Source organism: Anaerosporobacter sp. (assembly GCF_965301125.1).
The window spans coordinates 1-19,599 of record NZ_CBDLAM010000066.1; the positions used below are offsets into that span (position 1 = coordinate 1).

At 35.3% G+C, this 19,599-nt stretch carries 18 protein-coding genes and 1 pseudogene; 13 read left to right on the plus strand and 6 right to left on the minus strand.

All coding sequences use genetic code 11. The features are described from left to right. A partial coding sequence (locus ACW2QF_RS09185) for a hypothetical protein (protein WP_455715702.1) occupies positions 1 to 563 on the minus strand: 563 nt, incomplete at its 3' end. A gap of 361 nt (positions 564 to 924) precedes the next feature. On the opposite strand from ACW2QF_RS09185, the gene ACW2QF_RS09190 reads away from it, so the two are divergent. The 6 genes from ACW2QF_RS09190 (at position 925) to ACW2QF_RS09215 (ending at position 6,497) form a co-directional block, all read left to right on the plus strand. Beyond that, on the plus strand, positions 925 to 2,532 hold the full coding sequence (locus ACW2QF_RS09190) for a VanW family protein (RefSeq protein ID WP_455715703.1): 1,608 nt from the start codon (positions 925 to 927) through the stop codon (positions 2,530 to 2,532). Between the two features lie 201 nt (positions 2,533 to 2,733). Beyond that, complete coding sequence (locus tag ACW2QF_RS09195; protein ID WP_455715704.1) at positions 2,734 to 3,723, plus strand: AIR synthase family protein; 990 nt, start codon at positions 2,734 to 2,736, stop codon at positions 3,721 to 3,723. Between the two features lie 17 nt (positions 3,724 to 3,740). Beyond that, positions 3,741 to 4,223 carry an Lrp/AsnC family transcriptional regulator gene (locus ACW2QF_RS09200; RefSeq protein ID WP_455715705.1) on the plus strand — a complete coding sequence of 161 codons (483 nt, stop codon included), beginning with the start codon at positions 3,741 to 3,743 and terminating at the stop codon, positions 4,221 to 4,223. Next, positions 4,220 to 5,386: an aminotransferase class I/II-fold pyridoxal phosphate-dependent enzyme gene (locus ACW2QF_RS09205; protein ID WP_455715706.1), complete on the plus strand. Its 1,167-nt coding sequence runs from the start codon at positions 4,220 to 4,222 to the stop codon at positions 5,384 to 5,386. The genes ACW2QF_RS09200 and ACW2QF_RS09205 overlap by 4 nt, the downstream gene beginning before the upstream one ends. Positions 5,387 to 5,515: 129 nt before the next feature. Next, positions 5,516 to 5,977, plus strand: coding sequence for a chemotaxis protein CheX (locus ACW2QF_RS09210; RefSeq protein ID WP_455715707.1), 462 nt, complete (start codon positions 5,516 to 5,518; stop codon positions 5,975 to 5,977). A 16-nt stretch (positions 5,978 to 5,993) separates the two neighbouring features. Then, on the plus strand, positions 5,994 to 6,497 hold the full coding sequence (locus ACW2QF_RS09215; protein ID WP_455715708.1) for a tRNA (cytidine(34)-2'-O)-methyltransferase: 504 nt from the start codon (positions 5,994 to 5,996) through the stop codon (positions 6,495 to 6,497). A gap of 102 nt (positions 6,498 to 6,599) precedes the next feature. Here ACW2QF_RS09215 and ACW2QF_RS09220 read toward each other — a convergent pair whose 3' ends face one another. From ACW2QF_RS09220 to ACW2QF_RS09230, 3 genes are read right to left on the minus strand one after another with little or no spacing between them, the layout of a single operon-like run. Further along, the gene (locus tag ACW2QF_RS09220; protein ID WP_455715709.1) at positions 6,600 to 8,018 is read right to left on the minus strand and encodes a HAMP domain-containing sensor histidine kinase; all 1,419 of its coding nucleotides are present in this window, start codon (positions 8,016 to 8,018) and stop codon (positions 6,600 to 6,602) included. Continuing rightward, on the minus strand, positions 8,018 to 8,737 hold the full coding sequence (locus ACW2QF_RS09225; RefSeq protein ID WP_455715710.1) for a response regulator: 720 nt from the start codon (positions 8,735 to 8,737) through the stop codon (positions 8,018 to 8,020). Before ACW2QF_RS09225 ends, ACW2QF_RS09220 begins: the two co-directional genes overlap by 1 nt. Positions 8,738 to 8,752: 15 nt before the next feature. Beyond that, on the minus strand, positions 8,753 to 11,134 hold the full coding sequence (locus ACW2QF_RS09230) for an endonuclease MutS2 (RefSeq protein WP_455715718.1): 2,382 nt from the start codon (positions 11,132 to 11,134) through the stop codon (positions 8,753 to 8,755). Positions 11,135 to 11,495: 361 nt separating this feature from the next. Between ACW2QF_RS09230 and ACW2QF_RS09235 the strand changes: the two genes are divergently transcribed. The 6 genes from ACW2QF_RS09235 to ACW2QF_RS09260 all read left to right on the plus strand — a co-directional run bounded on the left by ACW2QF_RS09235 (position 11,496) and on the right by ACW2QF_RS09260 (position 17,190). Beyond that, positions 11,496 to 12,812 carry a S1C family serine protease gene (locus ACW2QF_RS09235; protein WP_455715711.1) on the plus strand — a complete coding sequence of 439 codons (1,317 nt, stop codon included), beginning with the start codon at positions 11,496 to 11,498 and terminating at the stop codon, positions 12,810 to 12,812. Positions 12,813 to 12,887: 75 nt separating this feature from the next. Beyond that, positions 12,888 to 13,829: a 3'-5' exoribonuclease YhaM family protein gene (locus tag ACW2QF_RS09240; protein WP_455715712.1), complete on the plus strand. Its 942-nt coding sequence runs from the start codon at positions 12,888 to 12,890 to the stop codon at positions 13,827 to 13,829. Positions 13,830 to 14,040: 211 nt separating this feature from the next. Further along, a complete protein-coding gene (gene rlmD, locus ACW2QF_RS09245; protein ID WP_455715713.1) occupies positions 14,041 to 15,489 on the plus strand; it encodes a 23S rRNA (uracil(1939)-C(5))-methyltransferase RlmD in 1,449 nt (482 codons plus the stop codon). A gap of 199 nt (positions 15,490 to 15,688) precedes the next feature. Beyond that, positions 15,689 to 16,204 carry a helix-turn-helix domain-containing protein gene (locus ACW2QF_RS09250; protein WP_455715714.1) on the plus strand — a complete coding sequence of 172 codons (516 nt, stop codon included), beginning with the start codon at positions 15,689 to 15,691 and terminating at the stop codon, positions 16,202 to 16,204. A gap of 267 nt (positions 16,205 to 16,471) precedes the next feature. Next, a complete protein-coding gene (locus ACW2QF_RS09255) occupies positions 16,472 to 16,738 on the plus strand; it encodes a DUF6070 family protein (RefSeq protein WP_455715719.1) in 267 nt (88 codons plus the stop codon). Positions 16,739 to 16,782: 44 nt separating this feature from the next. Continuing rightward, positions 16,783 to 17,190, plus strand: a complete 408-nt coding sequence (locus ACW2QF_RS09260) for a hypothetical protein (RefSeq protein WP_455715715.1) — start codon at positions 16,783 to 16,785, stop codon at positions 17,188 to 17,190. Between the two features lie 46 nt (positions 17,191 to 17,236). Here the strand turns inward: ACW2QF_RS09260 and ACW2QF_RS09265 are convergent. Beyond that, a pseudogene (locus ACW2QF_RS09265) lies at positions 17,237 to 17,787 on the minus strand (penicillin-binding transpeptidase domain-containing protein); the annotation flags it as partial. 760 nt (positions 17,788 to 18,547) lie between these two features. On the opposite strand from ACW2QF_RS09265, the gene ACW2QF_RS09270 reads away from it, so the two are divergent. Further along, positions 18,548 to 19,087, plus strand: coding sequence for a hypothetical protein (locus tag ACW2QF_RS09270; RefSeq protein ID WP_455715716.1), 540 nt, complete (start codon positions 18,548 to 18,550; stop codon positions 19,085 to 19,087). Between the two features lie 181 nt (positions 19,088 to 19,268). Here the strand turns inward: ACW2QF_RS09270 and ACW2QF_RS09275 are convergent. After that, a partial coding sequence (locus ACW2QF_RS09275; protein ID WP_455715717.1) for an oxidoreductase occupies positions 19,269 to 19,599 on the minus strand: 331 nt, incomplete at its 5' end.

Below are 19,599 nucleotides of genomic sequence, written 5' to 3' on the forward strand. Positions count from 1 at the left end.
GGACTATTTATTTCTTCTGCAGATTCTAGTAAAGATTTAATCTGTTCAGTATTATTTGTTGATGCATAGATATCGCCAAGTAAAGAATACGATGCAGCGATGTCAGTTTTACAGGATATAGCAAATTCTAAAACGATTCTTGCATCCTCGCGGTTGTTTGAATCAACTAAGGCTTTTCCCCATGATTGGAGAGTCTTAATTAATTCAGTATATCCAGTATCGCAGTCCATAAGGAATGGAAGATTTGCAGCGCCATATTGGAGTTTAAGCTCGGTGTTTGTTTGATTAGAAAGATTCAATAATTTTCTTCCAGCTAGTTTTTTGACTACGTCTTGATACCTGCGAAGATTACTATCATCTGTTTCATTGAGTGGTAGTGATTCTATAGGTATTATAATGTAAGGAAGATTAGAGATATCTTTTTTACGAACAAAATTAGCTTCTCGTTCTTTAGCCCAGAAGGTTTTCTCTAACTCCTCATTATATTTCTTAGATTTTGCATTTGAAATTCGAATTAAGATAGATGTAAAAGCGAGGATTAGGAATATTGATATAACAAACATATTGAAAACACACCTTTCTGATAGAATGAATTGGTAAATAAAACTGAAAAAAGAGGTGATAAAGTGATTAACTTTAATAACAAAAAAACTAAAAAGACAATTTCAACTGTTATTATCATAATTTTAGTATTATCTATGGTTGTACCAGTAGTACTTGATGCGTTTGCACGATAGTAATATTGGATAGCGGTTGTAGTGTTTTAACTATACATAATATTTATAAAGTTGTCAATTAATCCATAATTGACAATGTAGAGTACAAAAGGCTAGTTTAGGCTAGGAAAATTACTTGATAAATTTATGGATTATGTTAAAATGTAACCTAGGTTTTAGAAGCGTAATATAAAAGGGGATAATGAAAATGAATAAGAAAAAGATTACCCTAATAGTGGTAAGCGTAGTACTTCTGTTGGCCATTATTATAACAGGGGCATATATAACAATATCTGCTTCTGTTGATGATGATAGCATCTGTAAGGGAGTATTTATCGATTCCTTGGATGTCGGTGGAATGACAACGGAACAAGCGCAAGAAGCAGTAGATCAGTATATCGCTGATAGGGCAAATAAGAAAATTACGATACAAGTAGATGATAAATCTGTAACGGCTACTCTTAAGGAGCTTGGATATCAAGTTAATGAGAATGATGTAGTAGCACAGGCAATGCAGATTGGAAAATCAGGAAACATTATTAAAAGATATAAAGAAACTAAAGATGTTGAGAAAGAAAAGAAAATATTCGAACTTGAATTTACATTAGATGAGAATACAGTTCGTGATCTAGTTGAAAAAGAGTGTACGAAGTATGATATTCCAGCTGAGAATGCGACTATGAAGCGTGAGAATGGCGAATTCGTTATCACTGACCATGTTGTTGGACGTAAGATTAATATTGATGCGACGATACAAGCGGTAAACGATGCTATTATGAATGACTGGGATAGCCAAGATGTTGTAATTACAGCAACAGTAGAAGAAGATATTCCAGAATATACAGCTGAAGATTTAAGAGAATGTACAAATGTTCTTGGTACAGCCACAACCAATTTTTCTGATTCAAAAGCATCTCGTGTGAATAATGTTACAGTTGCAACAAAATTTGTTGATGGATCTGTTATATATCCAGGTGAAACTTTCTCTGTTTATGAAACTATCTCACCAATCACAGTTGCAAATGGATATATGAAAGCTGGCGCTTATCAGAATGGTCTTGTTGTAGAAAGTGAAGGTGGCGGTGTTTGCCAAGTATCTTCAACATTATATAATACGGTACTAAAATCAGAGTTGGAAATAGTAGAAAGAGCGGCACACTCGATGATTGTATCTTATGTAAAACCTGCAGCAGATGCTGCAATAGCGGGTACTTACAAAGATCTTAAATTTAAGAATAGTACAGATTCACCAATATATATTGAAGGTTATATCGAAGGAAGAAATGTTACATTTACAATCTATGGTAAGGAGACAAGACCTTCAAACCGTACGATTGAATATGTGTCAGAAGTATTATCCACAACTCCACCACCAGCAGATGTTATTACAGTGGATAAGTCATTACCATCTTCTTATTATAAAGTAACTTCTCCAGCACATACTGGTTATAAAGCACGTTTATGGAAAGTAGTATATGTTGACGGCGTAGAGACAGAGCGTATTGAAGTTAACACCAGTACGTATAGTGCTTCTCCAAGATATATTACGATAGGTAAGGAAGAAGAAAAAGAAGAGGAACCTAAGGATACTGACGAAGATAAGAATACCGATACTGATAAAGATACCGATAAGGATAAAGATAAAGACAAAGATAAAGATAAAGATAAAGACAAAGATAAAGACAAAGATAAGGACAAAGACAAGACTGAAGTAGATAATCCAGATACAGATGATTCTACAGATGATACTGAGGAGAATCCTGAAGAAGATACTGATTCACAATCAGGTGATGTTGATGTAGATGATGGAGAATAATTAGTCTTGCTAAGTCGAAGATATCGACATTGTTATGGAGGCTATTACACAAACGTTTTTCGAAAATTAAACGATTCTGCAATCGTAATCATTTGAAAAATGATTTGTGTAATGGCCTCACTTTATATAAGCATATGACATTTGGTTAAGTATTGCATAGTAGCAAATGGGCTTATCGATGCCATGCAGATAGGAGTAAGTATGAAAGTAGGAAAGATACCAGAAACCGTTTTGAAAAGATCGGTGTTTAAACAAATTAGACACAGAAGAGAAGAAGTATTAGTAAGACCAGGCGTGGGAATCGATTGTTCTGCTTTAGCTGTAGGGGAAGATGAAGCAATTGTTCTTTCAACAGATCCGATAACAAGTACAGCTAATAATATTGGCGACTTAGCTATTCATATTACAGCCAATGATATTGCTGTCAGTGGTGCTGAGATGATAGGAGTTATGTTAGCAATTATCATGCCAGAGAAGGGCAAAGAATCAGAATTACGAGCCATGATGCAAAAGATTGAGGCCTGTTGTGCTTCTTTGAATATTGAAGTTATGGGTGGGCATACAGAAGTTTCAACAGCTGTAAACCAAATCATTGTAACTGTTACAGGTGTTGGTAAGATTGCAAAAGAAAAGTTAGTAAATCCTAGACGTATGAAAGAAGGCCAAGAAATCGTTATGACAAAATGGGCCGGACTTGAAGGAACTGCAATAATAGCAAGTGAGAAAAAAGAAGAGCTGTGTACGCGATATACAACTGAATTTATTGATGGCGCTAGTGAATTTATTAAACATATATCCATAGTAAAAGAAGCAAAAATTGCTTTGGAACATGATGTTGTTATGATGCATGATATCACAGAAGGCGGTGTATTTGGTGCATTATGGGAAGTTGGTGCAGCAGGTAATGTAGGCATGGAAATTGATTTAACCAAAATCCCTATGAAACAAGAAACAGTAGAAATCTGTGAATTCTTTGATATTAATCCATATCTTCTAATATCAAGTGGCAGTCTTATAATTGTAACAGAGCGTGCAAATGAGTTGATTGCCCATCTAGAGAGAGAGGGGATTCCTGCAGCCGTTATTGGCAGAATTACCGATAACAATGAAAGAGTTGTGGTTAATGATTATGAAAGACGTTATCTAGAACCACCAAAAGCAGATCACTTATATCAGGTTTTAGGTAAGTAAAAAGAAAGGGGTTTATTATGAGACAAAAAATCTTAAAGTCAATTGATAAGAACAGTAAACTTACGAGCAAAGAATTAGCTAGTATGTTAGGTATGACAGAGGAGATCGTAGAGGCGGAAATTAAAGCCATGGAGAAGGAATCTATTATATGTGGATATCCTACGTTAATTAATTGGGATAAAACCGATAGTGAGCGTGTTACAGCTTTAATTGAAGTGAAAGTTACACCACAAAGAGGTGAAGGTTTTGATAAAATCGCAGAACGTATCTATAAGTTTGAAGAAGTTGAATCTGTATATCTAATGTCCGGTGGATTTGATTTGACTGTGATTATCGATGGTAAAAGTATGAGAGAAGTTGCAAACTTTGTTTCTAGTAAACTCGCTCCAATGGATTCGGTATTGAGTACAGCAACACATTTTGTTTTGAAGAAATATAAAGAACATGGTATTGAACTAGACAATAAGAAAGTTGACGAAAGGATGTTGGTGACACCATGAGAAATCCGTTATCAAGCAAAGTTGTTGGTATTCAACCTTCAGGCATTCGTAAATTCTTTGATATTGTAAGTGAGATGAAAGATGCTATATCATTAGGTGTTGGAGAACCTGATTTTGATACGCCATGGCACATTCGTGAAGAAGGTATTTATTCTTTGGAAAAGGGAAGAACATTCTATACTTCTAATGCTGGCCTAAAAGAACTTAAGGTAGAGATATGTAATTACATAAATCGTAAATGTCATGTGAAATATGATTATGACAAGGAAGTTATGGTAACCGTTGGTGGTAGTGAGGCAATTGACATAGGACTACGTGCTATGCTAGATCCTGGTGATGAAGTTTTAATTCCACAGCCTTGTTATGTATCCTATGTACCATGTGTCACATTAGCTGATGGAGTTCCAGTAATTATAGAACTAAAAGAAGAGAATAATTTCAAACTAACAAAGCAGGAATTGTTAGAAGCAATTACAGATAAAACAAAAGTGTTAATCCTACCATTTCCTAATAATCCTACAGGAGCAATTATGGAATATGAGGACCTAGTAGATATTGCTGAAGTTGTGAAAGAGCATGACTTATATGTTATGTCTGATGAAATATATTCCGAGCTTACGTATGGAAGACAACATGTATCCATAGCATCGCTACCTGGTATGAAAGAAAGAACCATATTAATTAATGGTTTCTCTAAGTCTTATGCAATGACGGGATGGCGTCTGGGTTATGCATGTGCACCTGAAATCATTATGGAGCAGATGATTAAGATTCACCAATTTGCTATTATGTGTGCCCCTACAACGAGCCAATATGCAGCTGTTGAAGCATTACGTAATGGTGATAACGATGTTGCAATGATGAGAGAGGCGTATGACGCAAGAAGACGTTTCCTAATTGACGAGTTAAGACGAATTGGATTTGATTGTTTTGATCCCTATGGTGCTTTTTACGTATTTCCGAGTATTAAGAAATTTGGAATGACATCGGATGAATTTGCCGAGACATTATTAAGAGAAGAGAAAGTTGCAGTTGTTCCGGGAACTGCATTTGGTGAATGTGGGGAAGGATTTTTGCGTATATCTTATGCATATTCTATTGAAAATCTAAAAATTGCGTTAGAGAGAATTGAACATTTTATAAACAACCATAAAGTCGAATAATGGTAATAAACATAAAATTATCCATATTTACCAGAGGATTAAGAATTCTTTCGTTGATATTGATGATAATACTTGAATTATGTAACTTAAGTATGATAAGATTAAAATATCAATGCAGGAGGAATGTATATGGGTGATTTGAGTGCAGATTTCGTCAATCCATTTTTGATGTCAGCGACTAAAATATTAAAAGATATGTGTTTTATTGATGCGAAGATTGGTAAGCCTTATATTAGGGACAATAATATAGATAATAATAGTGTGATTATTATGTTAGGTGTTACAGGAGAACTAAGGGGACAAGTTGTTATTATACTAAATCAAGAAGCCGCTTATGATATAGCAGGTAAGATGATAATGATGCCAGTAACAGCTATTGATGAACTTTCTGGAAGTGCGATATGTGAACTTGGCAATATGATTTTAGGAAATGCAGCGACTGTATTCTCTACAAAAGGTATAACAATCGATATAACACCACCATCTTTATGTATAGGGAAAATGGCATTTATTAATGCCAGCAAATCTATCTGTGTGCCATTAAGTTATGATGATAATAAAGTAATTGAAATGAATATAGGTATTGTATAAAAAGGAGCTTGTAGTAATGTTTAATATCGTGTTACATGAACCAGAAATACCTGCCAATACAGGAAATATAGGGAGAACTTGTGTTGCCACAGGAGCAAAACTTCATCTTATTGGGCCACTTGGTTTCAGTTTAGATGAGAAACAGTTAAAACGTGCAGGACTTGATTATTGGAAAGATCTTGATGTAACAGTTTATGATGATTTCAATGATTTCATGGCAAAGAATCCAAATGCCAAGATTTATATGGCTACAACAAAAGCAGTACATGTATATAGTGAAGTGCATTATGAGCCAGATTGCTTTATTATGTTTGGTAAGGAAAGTGCGGGTATACCAGAAGAAATTCTTCTTGATCATAAAGATACCTCTATTCGTATCCCGATGATTGGAGATATTCGTTCTCTAAATCTATCAAATTCTGTAGCAATTGTACTATATGAGGCAGTTCGCCAGAATGACTTTTCACATATGCAATTAGAAGGACATCTTCATCATCACTCATGGAGTGAAGCAAAATAGGAATTGACGAAAAAAAATGTAGAATGACAAAACTCTCATAACAGAAAGAAAAACTTTTTGTTATGAGAGTTTATTTTATTATCGTTAGCTCTTTGTATTATGTTATAATTTCGTCTTTGGTAATGTGAAGGTGAATTCAGTTCCTACATTCTCGGTACTGATTACATTAATGTTTTCATTATGGGCATTGATAATTTCTTTGGTAATGGATAATCCGAGTCCAGTACCTTTCTTATCCTTACCTCTTGAGGGGTCTGATTTATAAAAACGCTCCCAAATCTTCTTGACTGATTCTTTAGGAATTCCAACACCATAATCTTTAACCGCAACGAAAACTTTATCACCTTTTACTTCTGTGGAAACCTTAATGGTTGAGTTTTGGTGTGAGAATTTAATTGCGTTGTCGATTAAGTTATAGAGAACTTGTTGTATCTTACCATGGTCTGCATCTACGAATGTTTCACGATCAGAAAATACTAGCTTGAAGGAAATCTTTTTCTTCGTACATATGCCTTCAAAAGTAGCTGCTGTTTGCTTAATGATAAGATTGATATCAAATGAAGAAATCTCAAGGATTGTGCCATTGTTATCGAAGGTATTCAGTGCTAGAAGATTGGTTGTTAGCTTGGTTAATCGTTCTGCTTCAAATAGAACGATATCTAAGTATTTTCCTTGCATCTCAGGTGGTATGGTCCCATCTTGTATCGCCTCAATATAGCCTTTGATTGAAGTTAATGGAGAACGAAAATCATGAGAAATGTTAGCAACGAATTTCTTCTGATAGTCATCAAGACTGTTTAACTCACTAGCCATATATGTAACAGCATCGGACAGTTCTTTGTATTCGTCTGTGGTTTCAATTTTCAGTGGATAATCAAAGTGTCCAGAGGAATACTCTACCGCTGCTTTAATAACTTTCTTCAGTGGTCGTACGGTTAAGTAATAGATGTACATGAACACGAAAATCATTAAGATCAAGAAAAGTAAAAAGCAGATGTTAATGATATCCATGTAATATATACTATCATGTTTAATCGAAGATAAGGAAGTTAGCATAACGATATAGCCCCGGATTCCGTAATTGTAGGAGATGGGGTAAACCACGCTTAACATAGGTTCGGATAGAATACCTTCAAAATAGGTATTATCTGAGAATGTCGTTGATAAGAAGTCTGGGTCTAATTCATTCAGATTGATTTCTGCCTCTGATGAATACGTGGAACGAGTATCCATCGTGATGGTACCATTCTTATTGACAATCCAGATGCGAGTATTCAAGAAGGAATCTATTGTTTTAAGCTGTGTTAATACATTTTGCATAAGCCCAGGAGAGGAAATTAGGTAATAATCTTCCATATATTCAGATGAAATGGTGGCGGCCTCGTTGTGGAGGACGGTTTTTTGTCGCTCCACAATACTATTTTTAAGGCGATTCACTCCATATGTATTAAGTAGTGTAAACATAGAAACCGCAACTAGTAAATAGCAGACCAGTAACTTAACCAGCAACGTTCGCTTCATTAATTCTTCACCTCGAATTTATAGCCAATACCCCATACGGTAGAAAGGCTCCAGCTTGTATGATCTTTGATTTTCTCACGAAGTCTTTTAATATGTACATCGACTGTACGAGTGTCACCAATGTACTCATATCCCCAGATATGGTCAAGTAATTGCTCTCTTGTAAATACTTGATTCGGATGAGATGCTAAGAAGTAGAACAGTTCCAATTCTTTTGGTGGCATATCAATTGTATTTCCATAGTATGTTACTGAATAATTGGACAGGTTAATCAAAAGATCAGGATATTCTACGTAATCGCCTGTCGGTGTAACAACTGTTGAGTTCTGTGATGTAGGTGCAGAAACGGGATGAAAGCGACGTAAAACCGCCTTCACCCTTGCAACTAACTCTTTTGAATCAAATGGTTTGATAATATAGTCATCGGCACCTAATTCTAGTCCAAGTACCTTATCAAAGATTTCTCCTTTCGCAGAAAGCATAATGATAGGAACATTGGAAGTTTTACGTATCTCTCGGCATACTTCATATCCATCGATACCTGGGAGCATCAAATCAAGGAGGATTAGCCCTGGTTGATAAGAATGGAATTTCTCGATTGCTTCTTCTCCATCATTAACAATTAGCGTGTCAAAGCATTCTTTGAGCAAATATAGAGAGATTAACTCAGCGATATTTGAGTCATCATCTACAATTAAGATTTTTTGTTTCTCTGCCATGATCTCTCCCCCTACCTATTTCTTAAATTCTACTATAGTTACACCTTGATCCCCTTCACCAAATGTACCTAGACGGTAGGAATCAACGTATTTTAATTTCTTCAAATGTTGATGAACAGCATTCTTAAGTGCGCCAGTACCTCTACCATGGATAACTGTTACTTGAGGTAGATGAGCAAGGTAGGCATCATCAAGATATTTGTCTAGTTCTGGTAAAGCCTCATCTACTGTCTTACCAATAAGGTTTACACTAGTACTGATGTTATAGCTCTTAGACATTTTGATTTTACCGCTACCAGTTTTCTTAAGATTAGGAGTAGTAATAACTGGTTCATCAATTAATTCTAAATCTTTTATATTAACCTGAGAACGAAGGATACCCATCTGTACAAATAAATCCCCTTTGGCGTTTGGTAAAGTACTAACCGTTCCTTTTAGTCCAAGACTAAGAACATTAACGGCATCACCGATGCGGAAATCTTTTGCTTTGTGTACCTTTGATGGTTTTGGTTTATTCTTAAGGGCTAGTTTTGATTCGGCTGCATTAAGTCGATTACGTAGTTGCCCACGTTCTTCTTCCATGGCCTTACCAAGACCGCTTTCTTTCGTCCATTTGTTATATTTCTTAATGGTTTCATCAGCAAATTCTTTTGCATCAGCAAGAATATTACGAGCTTCTTCATTCGCCTCACGAAGAATACGTTCTTTAGCATTATCAAGTTTCTCTTGTTTCTTGGCTAATTCAGATTTTAAATTTGCGGCGTCTTCTTTTAATTTAGCAATCTCTTCACGCTCTTTTTCAATTGTGATACGACTCTCTTCTAAGTCACTGATTACATCTTCAAAACTCTTGTCTTGGCTATCGATACGACTCTTAGCATCATCGATAATATAATCAGGTAAACCAAGTTTACTTGAGATAGCGAAAGCATTACTTTTACCAGGCACACCGATTAATAGACGGTAAGTTGGGCGTAGGGTTTCTACACTGAATTCACAACAAGCATTCTCAACCCCTGGTGTAGATAAAGCGAAGATCTTAAGTTCACTGTAGTGAGTAGTTGCCATCGTTCGAATGTCTTGGTTATGAAGATAAGATAGGATAGACATTGCAAGAGCGGCACCCTCAGTAGGGTCAGTACCGGCACCTAATTCATCGAATAAAACTAAGCTGTTAGGAGTAGCATTCTTAATGATATTTATAGTGTTAGTCATATGGGAAGAGAATGTACTTAAGCTTTGTTCTATACTTTGCTCGTCTCCGATATCAGCATATACATCAGTAAATACAGCAAGTTCAGAACCATCAAATGCTGGAATATGAAGACCTGCTTGCCCCATAAGAGTGAAAAGACCTACAGTTTTAAGAGATACGGTCTTACCACCTGTATTCGGACCTGTTACAATTAATAGATTGAATTCATCCCCTAGGTGGATATCAATTGGCACAACTTGTTTCGGATCGATTAATGGATGTCTACCTTTTTTAATATTCACATAACCTTTGGTATTAAATACTGGTTCGGAAGCTTTTAATTGCTTAGATAGATATGCTTTGGCAAAGATAAAGTCTAACTCAGCAAGAATATTCACATCGTCAGTAAGCTTTTCAGTTTCATTTGCAATTGTAGCACTAAGCTCTGCTAAGATTCGTTCAATCTCATCTTGTTCCTGTACGCCTAATTCTCTTAATTCGTTGTTCAACTTAACAACTGACATTGGTTCAATGAAGAAAGTAGAACCTGTAGACGATTGGTCATGGACCATACCCCCAAATTGACCTTTATATTCAGAACGCACAGGTAAACAGTAACGACCATTGCGCATGGTAATGATGTTCTCACGTAACATAGATTTAGAAGCTTGAGAACTCACGATAGAATTTAGTTGTTCACGAATCTTTTCATTAGTATTCTTAATAGTACGTCTTATATGCTTAAGTGTAGAGCTAGCATCATCGCTCATTTCTTCTTCTGATACGATACAACGTTTGATTTCGTTATTAATAGGGGAAAGTGGCTCAAGTAAAGAGAAGCGCATATCTAGAGAATCTTGTTCTACTTCGTCGCTATCATTTCTTGAAAATGCCTTAACACGTAATGCAACATCAAGAACGGAACTGACTTGTAAGAGTTCGCCCATGCCAAGTGTAGAGCCAATCTCAAGTCTCTTGATAGATCCGCGTATATCTTTAAGTCCAGAGAATGAGATACTTCCCTTTTGTAGGATTCTTGAAAGTGCATCAGAAGTTTCTTTCTGTGCATGTGTAATATCTTCTAAGTTATCCATCGGTAACAGTTTGCTACATCTCTCTTTCCCAAGAGTAGAGCCAGCATACTGAATTAATTTATCAATAATTTTATTATATTCTAATGTCTTTATTGCCTTGGTATTCAAAACTACGCCCATGCATCTTACAAGCAAGCTTGTTTACTGCTTCGATAAAATAGATTGAAAGATCGCAGTGCATGGCTCCTCTCTAAATATTCTTTCAACCTTATTGTGTTATAGCTTCAGAACTGAAGTGGTTCTGATTAGTTATATTTTACATGATGTAAGACAAAATGAAAACTATTAAATTATTAAAATATCGTTATTATCAATAAGTACTAAAATCATTTAACATTTTATTCATATAGTGTTCACAAGTAAATGATAAAATGGTAAAATATTAGAAATGACGTAATGAAACAAGGGTGTAAATCTCGCTTTATATTTACGAGGTAACTTTTTAACAGAAAGTTTAAGGAGAAGTAATATGCCAAATGATAAGAGAATTAATTCCATCGTGAGCCAAAAGGAATTTGATTTTATTCAGGAACAGATTATACCCAAAAAGACGTGGGAAAATGTAGTGGGAAGTGTGGTAAAAACAACATTGTTAGCAATACTATTTGGAGTTGTAAGTAGTATTGCTATTTGTGTTACCTATCCTTATATTAAAAGCGTGATTAATGATGATGAGGAGGGAAGGTTAACAAATCTAACAAAACATCTTAATACTATTAAAATTGCTTCTGTAATACCAGAGTTTAGAGCAGAACAGGCTACAAATACAGCTGTTACGGGAAATATGAGCAATCTGACAGTAGATGATTATAAGAATTTATATTCACAAATTGATGTAGTAGCGGATGAGGTTAATCGTAGCGTAGTTGCAGTTACAAGTATCGTTAATAGTGTAGATTGGTTACAGAATCCATCTGAAACTTCGGATATTACATCGGGGATTATTATTCATGAATCCGATGATAAGAAAACATTATCGATATTAGTTCGGTATAGTAAAATTAAGGAAGTGAATAAAATCCGTGTAACATTTGATTCGAATAATATTGTTGAAGCAAAGTTAACAAATTATGATAGTAAACTTGACTTAGCAATTATTAAAGTGGATGTGTCTGAACTAACACTGGCTGTAAAGAATAGATTCAAGGTTGCTACATTTGGTGACTCCATAGGTGTCTCAGCTGGTGATCCAATTATTGCGATTGGAAGCCCTAATGGTTACCCGTATTCTAGAGAATATGGAATTGTAACAGGTAAGACAACTAGTGTATATATAACAGATAATAGAATAGACTTATTCAATACAGATATTACGGATAATTCTAATGGTGATGGAGTAATTGTAAACTTAAAGGGTGAAATTATTGGAGTCATTACACACAAATTCAAGAACGATTTGAATGAGAATATTAATACAGCACTATCAATATCAAGAATAGAAACGATTATAGATGATCTTGTTGCAGGTCGTGATCGTACTTATCTCGGAATTAGCGGCGCAGATCTTACCAGTGATATTGCTAGTAGTCTTGGTGTTAATAATGGTGTATATGTCAATGAAGTTGAGACAGGATCTCCAGCTTTAGAAGCCGGATTACAAACAGGTGATGTTATTCTTAAAATTGAAGATACTACAATTATTTCTATGGCGCAACTTAACAATATTATAACGTCATACCAACCACGGGATGAAATTACTATAGTAGTAAAACGAACAACGAACGCTAGTGGTGGAGAAGGCAAAGAAATGACATTCCATGTGCAGTTGCATAAGAAAAAGAAATAGGGTATAATAGAATAATGAAATATTTAAGAACAGAATATACGAGAGTATGTTAAATTAGAGAGGTTAGGTATTTAGATGAGATTTATTAATGAGTTACGTGAAGGTGAGATGGTTTCAGAAACTTATCTATGTAAATCAAAACAAACGTTAAAAACAAAAGCAGGAAAGAGCTATTACTCTTTACTTTTACAAGATAAGACTGGAACACTTGATGCAAAAGTTTGGGAGTTATCCAATGGAATAGATAATTTTGATTCTATGGATTACATTCATATTGATGGACAGATTACAAGTTTTCAGAATTCACTACAACTCAATATTAAGAGAATTCGTAAAAGCCAAGAAGGGGAGTACGATCCATGTGATTTCGTACCAACGACAACTAAGAACATTGATGAGATGTATAATGAAATTCTTAATATAATTTCTAAGATAACAGATCCTTATCTAAGTAAGCTAGTAAACAGTTTCTTCGTTGAGGATAAAGAATTTATCAAAGCATTTAAATATCATTCTGCTGCTAAGACTGTGCACCACGGTTTTGTTGGTGGTTTAGTGGAACACACTCTTGGGGTTGCTAGATTATGTGAATACATGGCTGCAAATTACCCACTTATTAATCGTGATTTGTTAGTGAGTGCTGCACTATTTCACGATATCGGAAAAATGGATGAAATATCAACATTTCCAGAGAATGATTATACAGATGATGGACAATTATTAGGACACATCTATATCGGAACGGAGAAAGTTGGAGCTAGAATTAATACAATACCAAACTTCCCTAAGAAGCTTTCCAATGAATTAAAACACTGTATCTTAGCTCACCATGGTGAATTAGAATATGGATCACCTAAGAAGCCTGCTTTAATAGAGGCAGTAGCCCTTACGTATGCAGATAATACAGATGCAAAGTTGCAAACTATGATGGAGCTTCTTAATGGAGCAGATGAGAAAGCTGAATGGTTAGGATATAATAAATTCTTTGAATCAAATATAAGAAGAAGCAGTAAGTAATAAAAAGTATTTATAGAATTGGATGAAATGTGCTCTCATCTCTATAATAAAGAGAGGTGAGAGCACTTGTTGCGTGTTTGAAATGGTAATTATTGTATTGTAAATTTACTATGTGAGTATTACCATTATGGTATAGTTACTGAAAAAAGAGATAAGACTGTAGCTAGATAAAGGGTCTTAAATGGCCGTAAGAGATAAAGAGAGGGTTAAGATGACGAAGAAAAGTAAGATGAGTAAAAATAATGAATTAAATGCAACGCATCTATACAACAAAGATGATGAATTAGAAGTAGTAATAGATGCCCTTGGTTCTGAAGGAGAAGGGATTGCACATATCGATGGATATGCATTATTTATTAAAGATGCAGTAATTGGCGATAAAGTACTTGTTAAGATTATGAAGACAAAGAAGAACTACGGATTTGCAAGATTAATGAATATTATTGAGCCATCTAAAGACCGTGTTGAACCAAAATGTCCAATCGCTAGACAATGTGGAGGTTGTCAGATCCAGCACTATGCATATGATGCTCAGTTAGCATTTAAACAAAACAAGGTTAAGGAATGCTTTAAGAGAATTGGTCATTTTGGAGAAGAAATTGATACAATAATGGAGCCGATTATAGGAATGGAAGATCCTTATTATTATCGTAATAAAGCACAGTTTCCAGTTGGGAAGAATAAAGAGGGCGAAATTGTTACAGGATTTTATGCAAGTAGAACCCATTCGATTATAGATACTTCACACTGCTATATTCAAGCTGAGGTAAATGAAGAACTGTTAAATATAGTGAAAGACTTTATGAAAGAAGAAGAAATTCCACCTTATGACGAAGAAAATCATACAGGATTAGTTCGCCATATCTTAACTCGTGTAGGATTTATTACTGGTGAAATCATGGTATGTATTGTAATCAACGGAAATAAACTGCCATCATATGAGAAACTAGTGGATCGTCTGACAGCAGTGAAAGGTATGACAAGTATAACTATTAATATTAATAAGGAAAAATCCAATGTTATTCTTGGACAAAAAGTTAAGACTCTTTGGGGACAAGGTTATATTACTGACTACATCGGAGATATCAAGTATCAGATATCACCATTATCTTTCTATCAAGTAAATCCATTACAGACAAAACGTCTCTATGAGACAGCACTTGAATACGCAGATTTGTCAGGTAATGAAATCGTATGGGATCTATATTGTGGAATCGGAACGATATCACTATTCCTTGCAAAGAAAGCAAAGCAAGTTTACGGCGTTGAAATCGTCCCTCAGGCAATAGAAGATGCTAAGAAGAATGCAGAAATTAATAATATCGAAAACGCAGAATTCTTCGTAGGGGCAGCAGAATATCTTATGCCTGAGAAGTATGAAGAGAGCGAAGGTCAGATGTCGGCAGATGTAGTCGTAGTTGATCCACCACGTAAGGGATGTGAGGAAGCCTTACTAGAGACAATTGTTAAGATGAATCCTAATAAAGTTGTCTATGTTTCTTGTGATCCAGCTACGCTTGCAAGGGACTGTAGATATCTATGTGACAATGGATATGAATTGAAGAAGATACGAGCTGTTGATCAGTTTGGGCATACGGGGCATGTGGAGACATGCGTTCTTTTGTCTAATGAAAGAAATCAACACATAATATCTCTGTAGAGGTTGATGTTGGAGAGGAATATCAGAAACCTAAAAAGAATGATGTAGCCTTTTGGAGTATATCATTCTAAGAAAGATATATTATACTTGTGAGTGGACAGACTATGTCTCATTCAGAGAAACAGGATATTTGCTCGCTTTATGTCCTGTGTTTGGTAGAATCTTAATGATAGGATGTAACTGAAAGGAGGAACAGGAAATGGATATGCAAAAGGTTGGGAGTTTCTTGAAAGAACTTCGAAAGGAAAAGAATATTACACAGGAACAGCTTGCTGAAACAATGAATGTGTCCAGAAGAACTGTTTCTAGATGGGAGACGGGTAGTAATATGCCCGACTTGGATATTCTTATTGAAATTGCTGACTATTATGATGTAGGCCTCAGAGAGTTATTAGATGGAGAAAGGAAAAGCGAGCAGATGGATAAAGAACTAAAAGAAACCGTACTAAAGGTTGCAGATTACAGCAACGAAGAAAAGGCAAAAATTACGAAACGGATGCACCTATTGTTTATTGCAGGATGTGTTACATTCGTTATTTACTTTATTACGATGTTTATTGAACCAGCTGAACCCTCAGCAATATTTGATTTTTTGCAAGGAATATCGCTGGGGATCTCATTTGGTATGGTCATTGTCGGTGTAATCATGACAAGTAATTATGTACAGAAAATACATGCGTTTAAGATGAAATTGTTGAAAAGGGAAAGAGGCTGATAAATTCAATTTTGTCAGTTTATTAGCACACCTTTCGGGGTGTGCTTTTTTCATATTTTTTGTCATTCCTTTCGCTTCGCTCAAGGCACAAACAAGTCATGAAAATGTTGTGTGCCGTCATTCTTTCAAGCACAGACAAGTGGGACATTGAGCCCGGACCCTTATCATTGGTATAAACCATGTTTATTAGTCGCAGGATGACAGTCAATGTTACTATTCCTTTTTTATTAAGGTGGTGATACCTGTGATGAGGCTAATTCACCCCATCTGTTGTGGACTGGACGTCCACAAAAATGTTATCGTTGCAACCATCGATTAGGTTGCCTCAACTATCCTCACACTTTCATTGGAACTTCTTTACCGGAGGTTATTGATATAAAAGAAAATGACGATGGGACGGTTACGCTAACGGTAGAGGCTGTATGCGATATGATTTTATGTGATGATGCAGTTATAACCCATGAGCTTACGGTGCGGTTTGCAGAGGATGGAAGTTTTCAATATTTGGGGAATGAAATTCTGAATTTGGATTAAGAACATACTGAATTATCCCTTGAGGAACTAAGGAGCGTGAAACAATGAAAAAGGTCATAAAGATTCTACTATGTATATTGGGTACATTTATTATACTAATAGCTTTGCTATGGTTTAGTTTTCTCTATGTGACTGATTACAAAAAGACAACCTGTGATACAGCTATTTCACCAGATGGAAAATATGAATTGACACTTCAAGCTATTGGTGAACCGGTTTTGTTTGGTTCAGCTAGTGGAAGATTAATTCTTGAGGAAGGTAAAAATAAGATTTCTCAAACAGATTTTAAATTGAGGAATGATGGCGGAAGTATAAGCAGTGACTGTTGGAAAGTTACATGGTATGACGAATATGTAGAAGTTATTCTGTCTGGAGAGGAGCAATTTGATGAACAAATCCTTTTGCATTTCAATGGGAAGAAAGAGATTCAACAGCTAATTGACAAAGAATAAAGAAATCGGGTAAAGGTCAGTGAATGTGACCATTTACCCGATTTCTTTATTTCCAGATATTCATGTCAGCTAGTATAGACATGGTTATTTCCGTTGCATTGCTTCCGGTAGCATTGGCATCGGCTCCGATATTTGTGGCAAAAAAATATGTGCAAAACCAAACTCGTTATCCTGCAGTTTCATTAAAAGTTCTACCTGCTCTACTGGAGAAATCTCTAAGGAAGACTCCATCCAATAAGTCGGAAAATCTCCACTCATATTTTCATTGCCATATCCAATTTCCTGAATATAGTTATAAACGGAAGCCGCCCCAAGCTGCTCGTCCATTGCCTGGAAATACCAGTTTACAGAAGATTGCATTGCAGACTGTAAGGTATGATCAGCGTTCCAAGCCTCAAATGGGTAGGTTTCTCCATCCCATGCTATAAAGGAATCAGCTGGTGTAATAATGCCTTCCTCTAAGCCGAACAAAGCATCATATATTTTGTAGGTGGAGTTCGGAGCAACTCGCAAAGTGGCATGCTCCATATTATGTATGCGCCAAGAGTCATTTTCTGAATCGTATAAAACAAAACTTCCTTGGTATTCTCCAAAGTATATAATTCGAGCACTGTTTTAATGCATTCTGATTATGTTTATAATAGTAATCAACGAGCAACTCGTTTTTCATGATCGTTATACTTACTTTATTTTACCTTCTGCTTATGGAGGGTATCTCTAAATACTCTTTGTACCAATATTTCAATGATGTGGCATCTGGATAGCCTAACTTTCTAATGTATAGGCGGCATTAAAACCATAATTAATATAAAACTTTACTGCTCGGCTGCAATCTGTATATGAATACATTGTATTCCTCCCGTGACTATATTTGGCCCAGGATTATATCCGCATCCTCTAATAATGTTTTATACGTAATTTAGATTTTCACTTTACAGGCTGTGAATAAGAAAAGTGTGCTCACAGCAACTTAAAAGCGGGATAATATGTAAAATATCAACACAAAAGAGAGGGAAATAATGGATGATATGACTATTTAGATAGTATGAATAATAATGTATAATGAACAAGAAAGGAGTGGGATAACTAAGCACATCAAATAGAGCTACATATGATATATATATAAAGTGGATCCCATGTATTGTTCTATGTTGGAAGTGCAACCGATGGCATTAGCTCACGGGAGGCTACAACTTCTGGAAATGATAAAACAAAACTTTACTCAAGAAGCAATACATCTTTAAGTGGATATACTTTAAGACGTTTTAATGGTTTGTCAAGTTTTAAACTATTGAATAAAAAGATGAGGCGTTCATCAATGTTTCTTGCTACTAGTTAGTGGCGGAATGGAGAATTTATGCAAAAAAAAATATTATTAATTTCCTCAGGAATCTCAGTCATTCTTTTATTTGCTCTTGTAATTTGCTTATTTACAGAATCAGCAAGGGAGAATAAAGTAAAAGAAAAAGTGGCTATTCAGAAAATTGAGTATTTTACTAATAATTATTTTAGATATTTAGATAAAGATATAATCAAAAGTGATAATAATGAAATTTCAGTTTCTATATCGTTTGTTCCTGAAATTGGTTCTATCCCAATAAAAGAAGAAATATATCAAAATATTGCTTATCATGCATTGCAAATAGTAACGTTTTTTCCGGAAGTTAATCATTTCAAGTATATTGTTTTATGGGATGATCATTCAAAGCAAGAAGTTTTGACTTTATCTATTGATGAAGATACCATAAAGAAGTTGGCTAATATATATAATGAGGAGTGTCTAAACCTAAATAGTGGGCTTGAGACATCGTTTAAAAGAGTATTCTCTTCAATTGTTGAGACTGATGAATCAAGATCATGGAGGGATGTAATAGATAAAAATTCTGATTTACCATAACTGAAAAGCATATATTGAAAGATATTCACAAATAAGGTAATTCTTTTGAAACGTCACGTGCCGAATGGCATGCGTGGTTGTGTGAGGAGGAGGGAAATTCAACTAATGAATTTCCCTCCTCCTCGATGTTATGACAAAAGATAATTTACAAAGTATACTTCTTTCGTTGTTGTGTCATTCTCTACTTTACAAAGCCACGTTCGTATTGTCTTGGAATGCTTATTTCTTTATGAACTTTCGTAGAGGCATCTAATGCCCAATAAGGATTTCTTAACATAGCTCTACCTATGGCAACTAAATCAGCATCCTCATTCCCAATGACCGAGTTCGCAAGTTCAGAATCATCTAATCTTCCAACTGCTATTACTGGGACACCAAGTGCTTCTTTAATTTTTCTTGCAAGAGGTACTTGGTAACCTGCATGTGAACCAGGTCTTCCTCCAGAACCAATAGGTCCTTCTCCACCAGCGTATAACTGCATGCGAGCTACCCCTGCTTTATAAAATTCATGG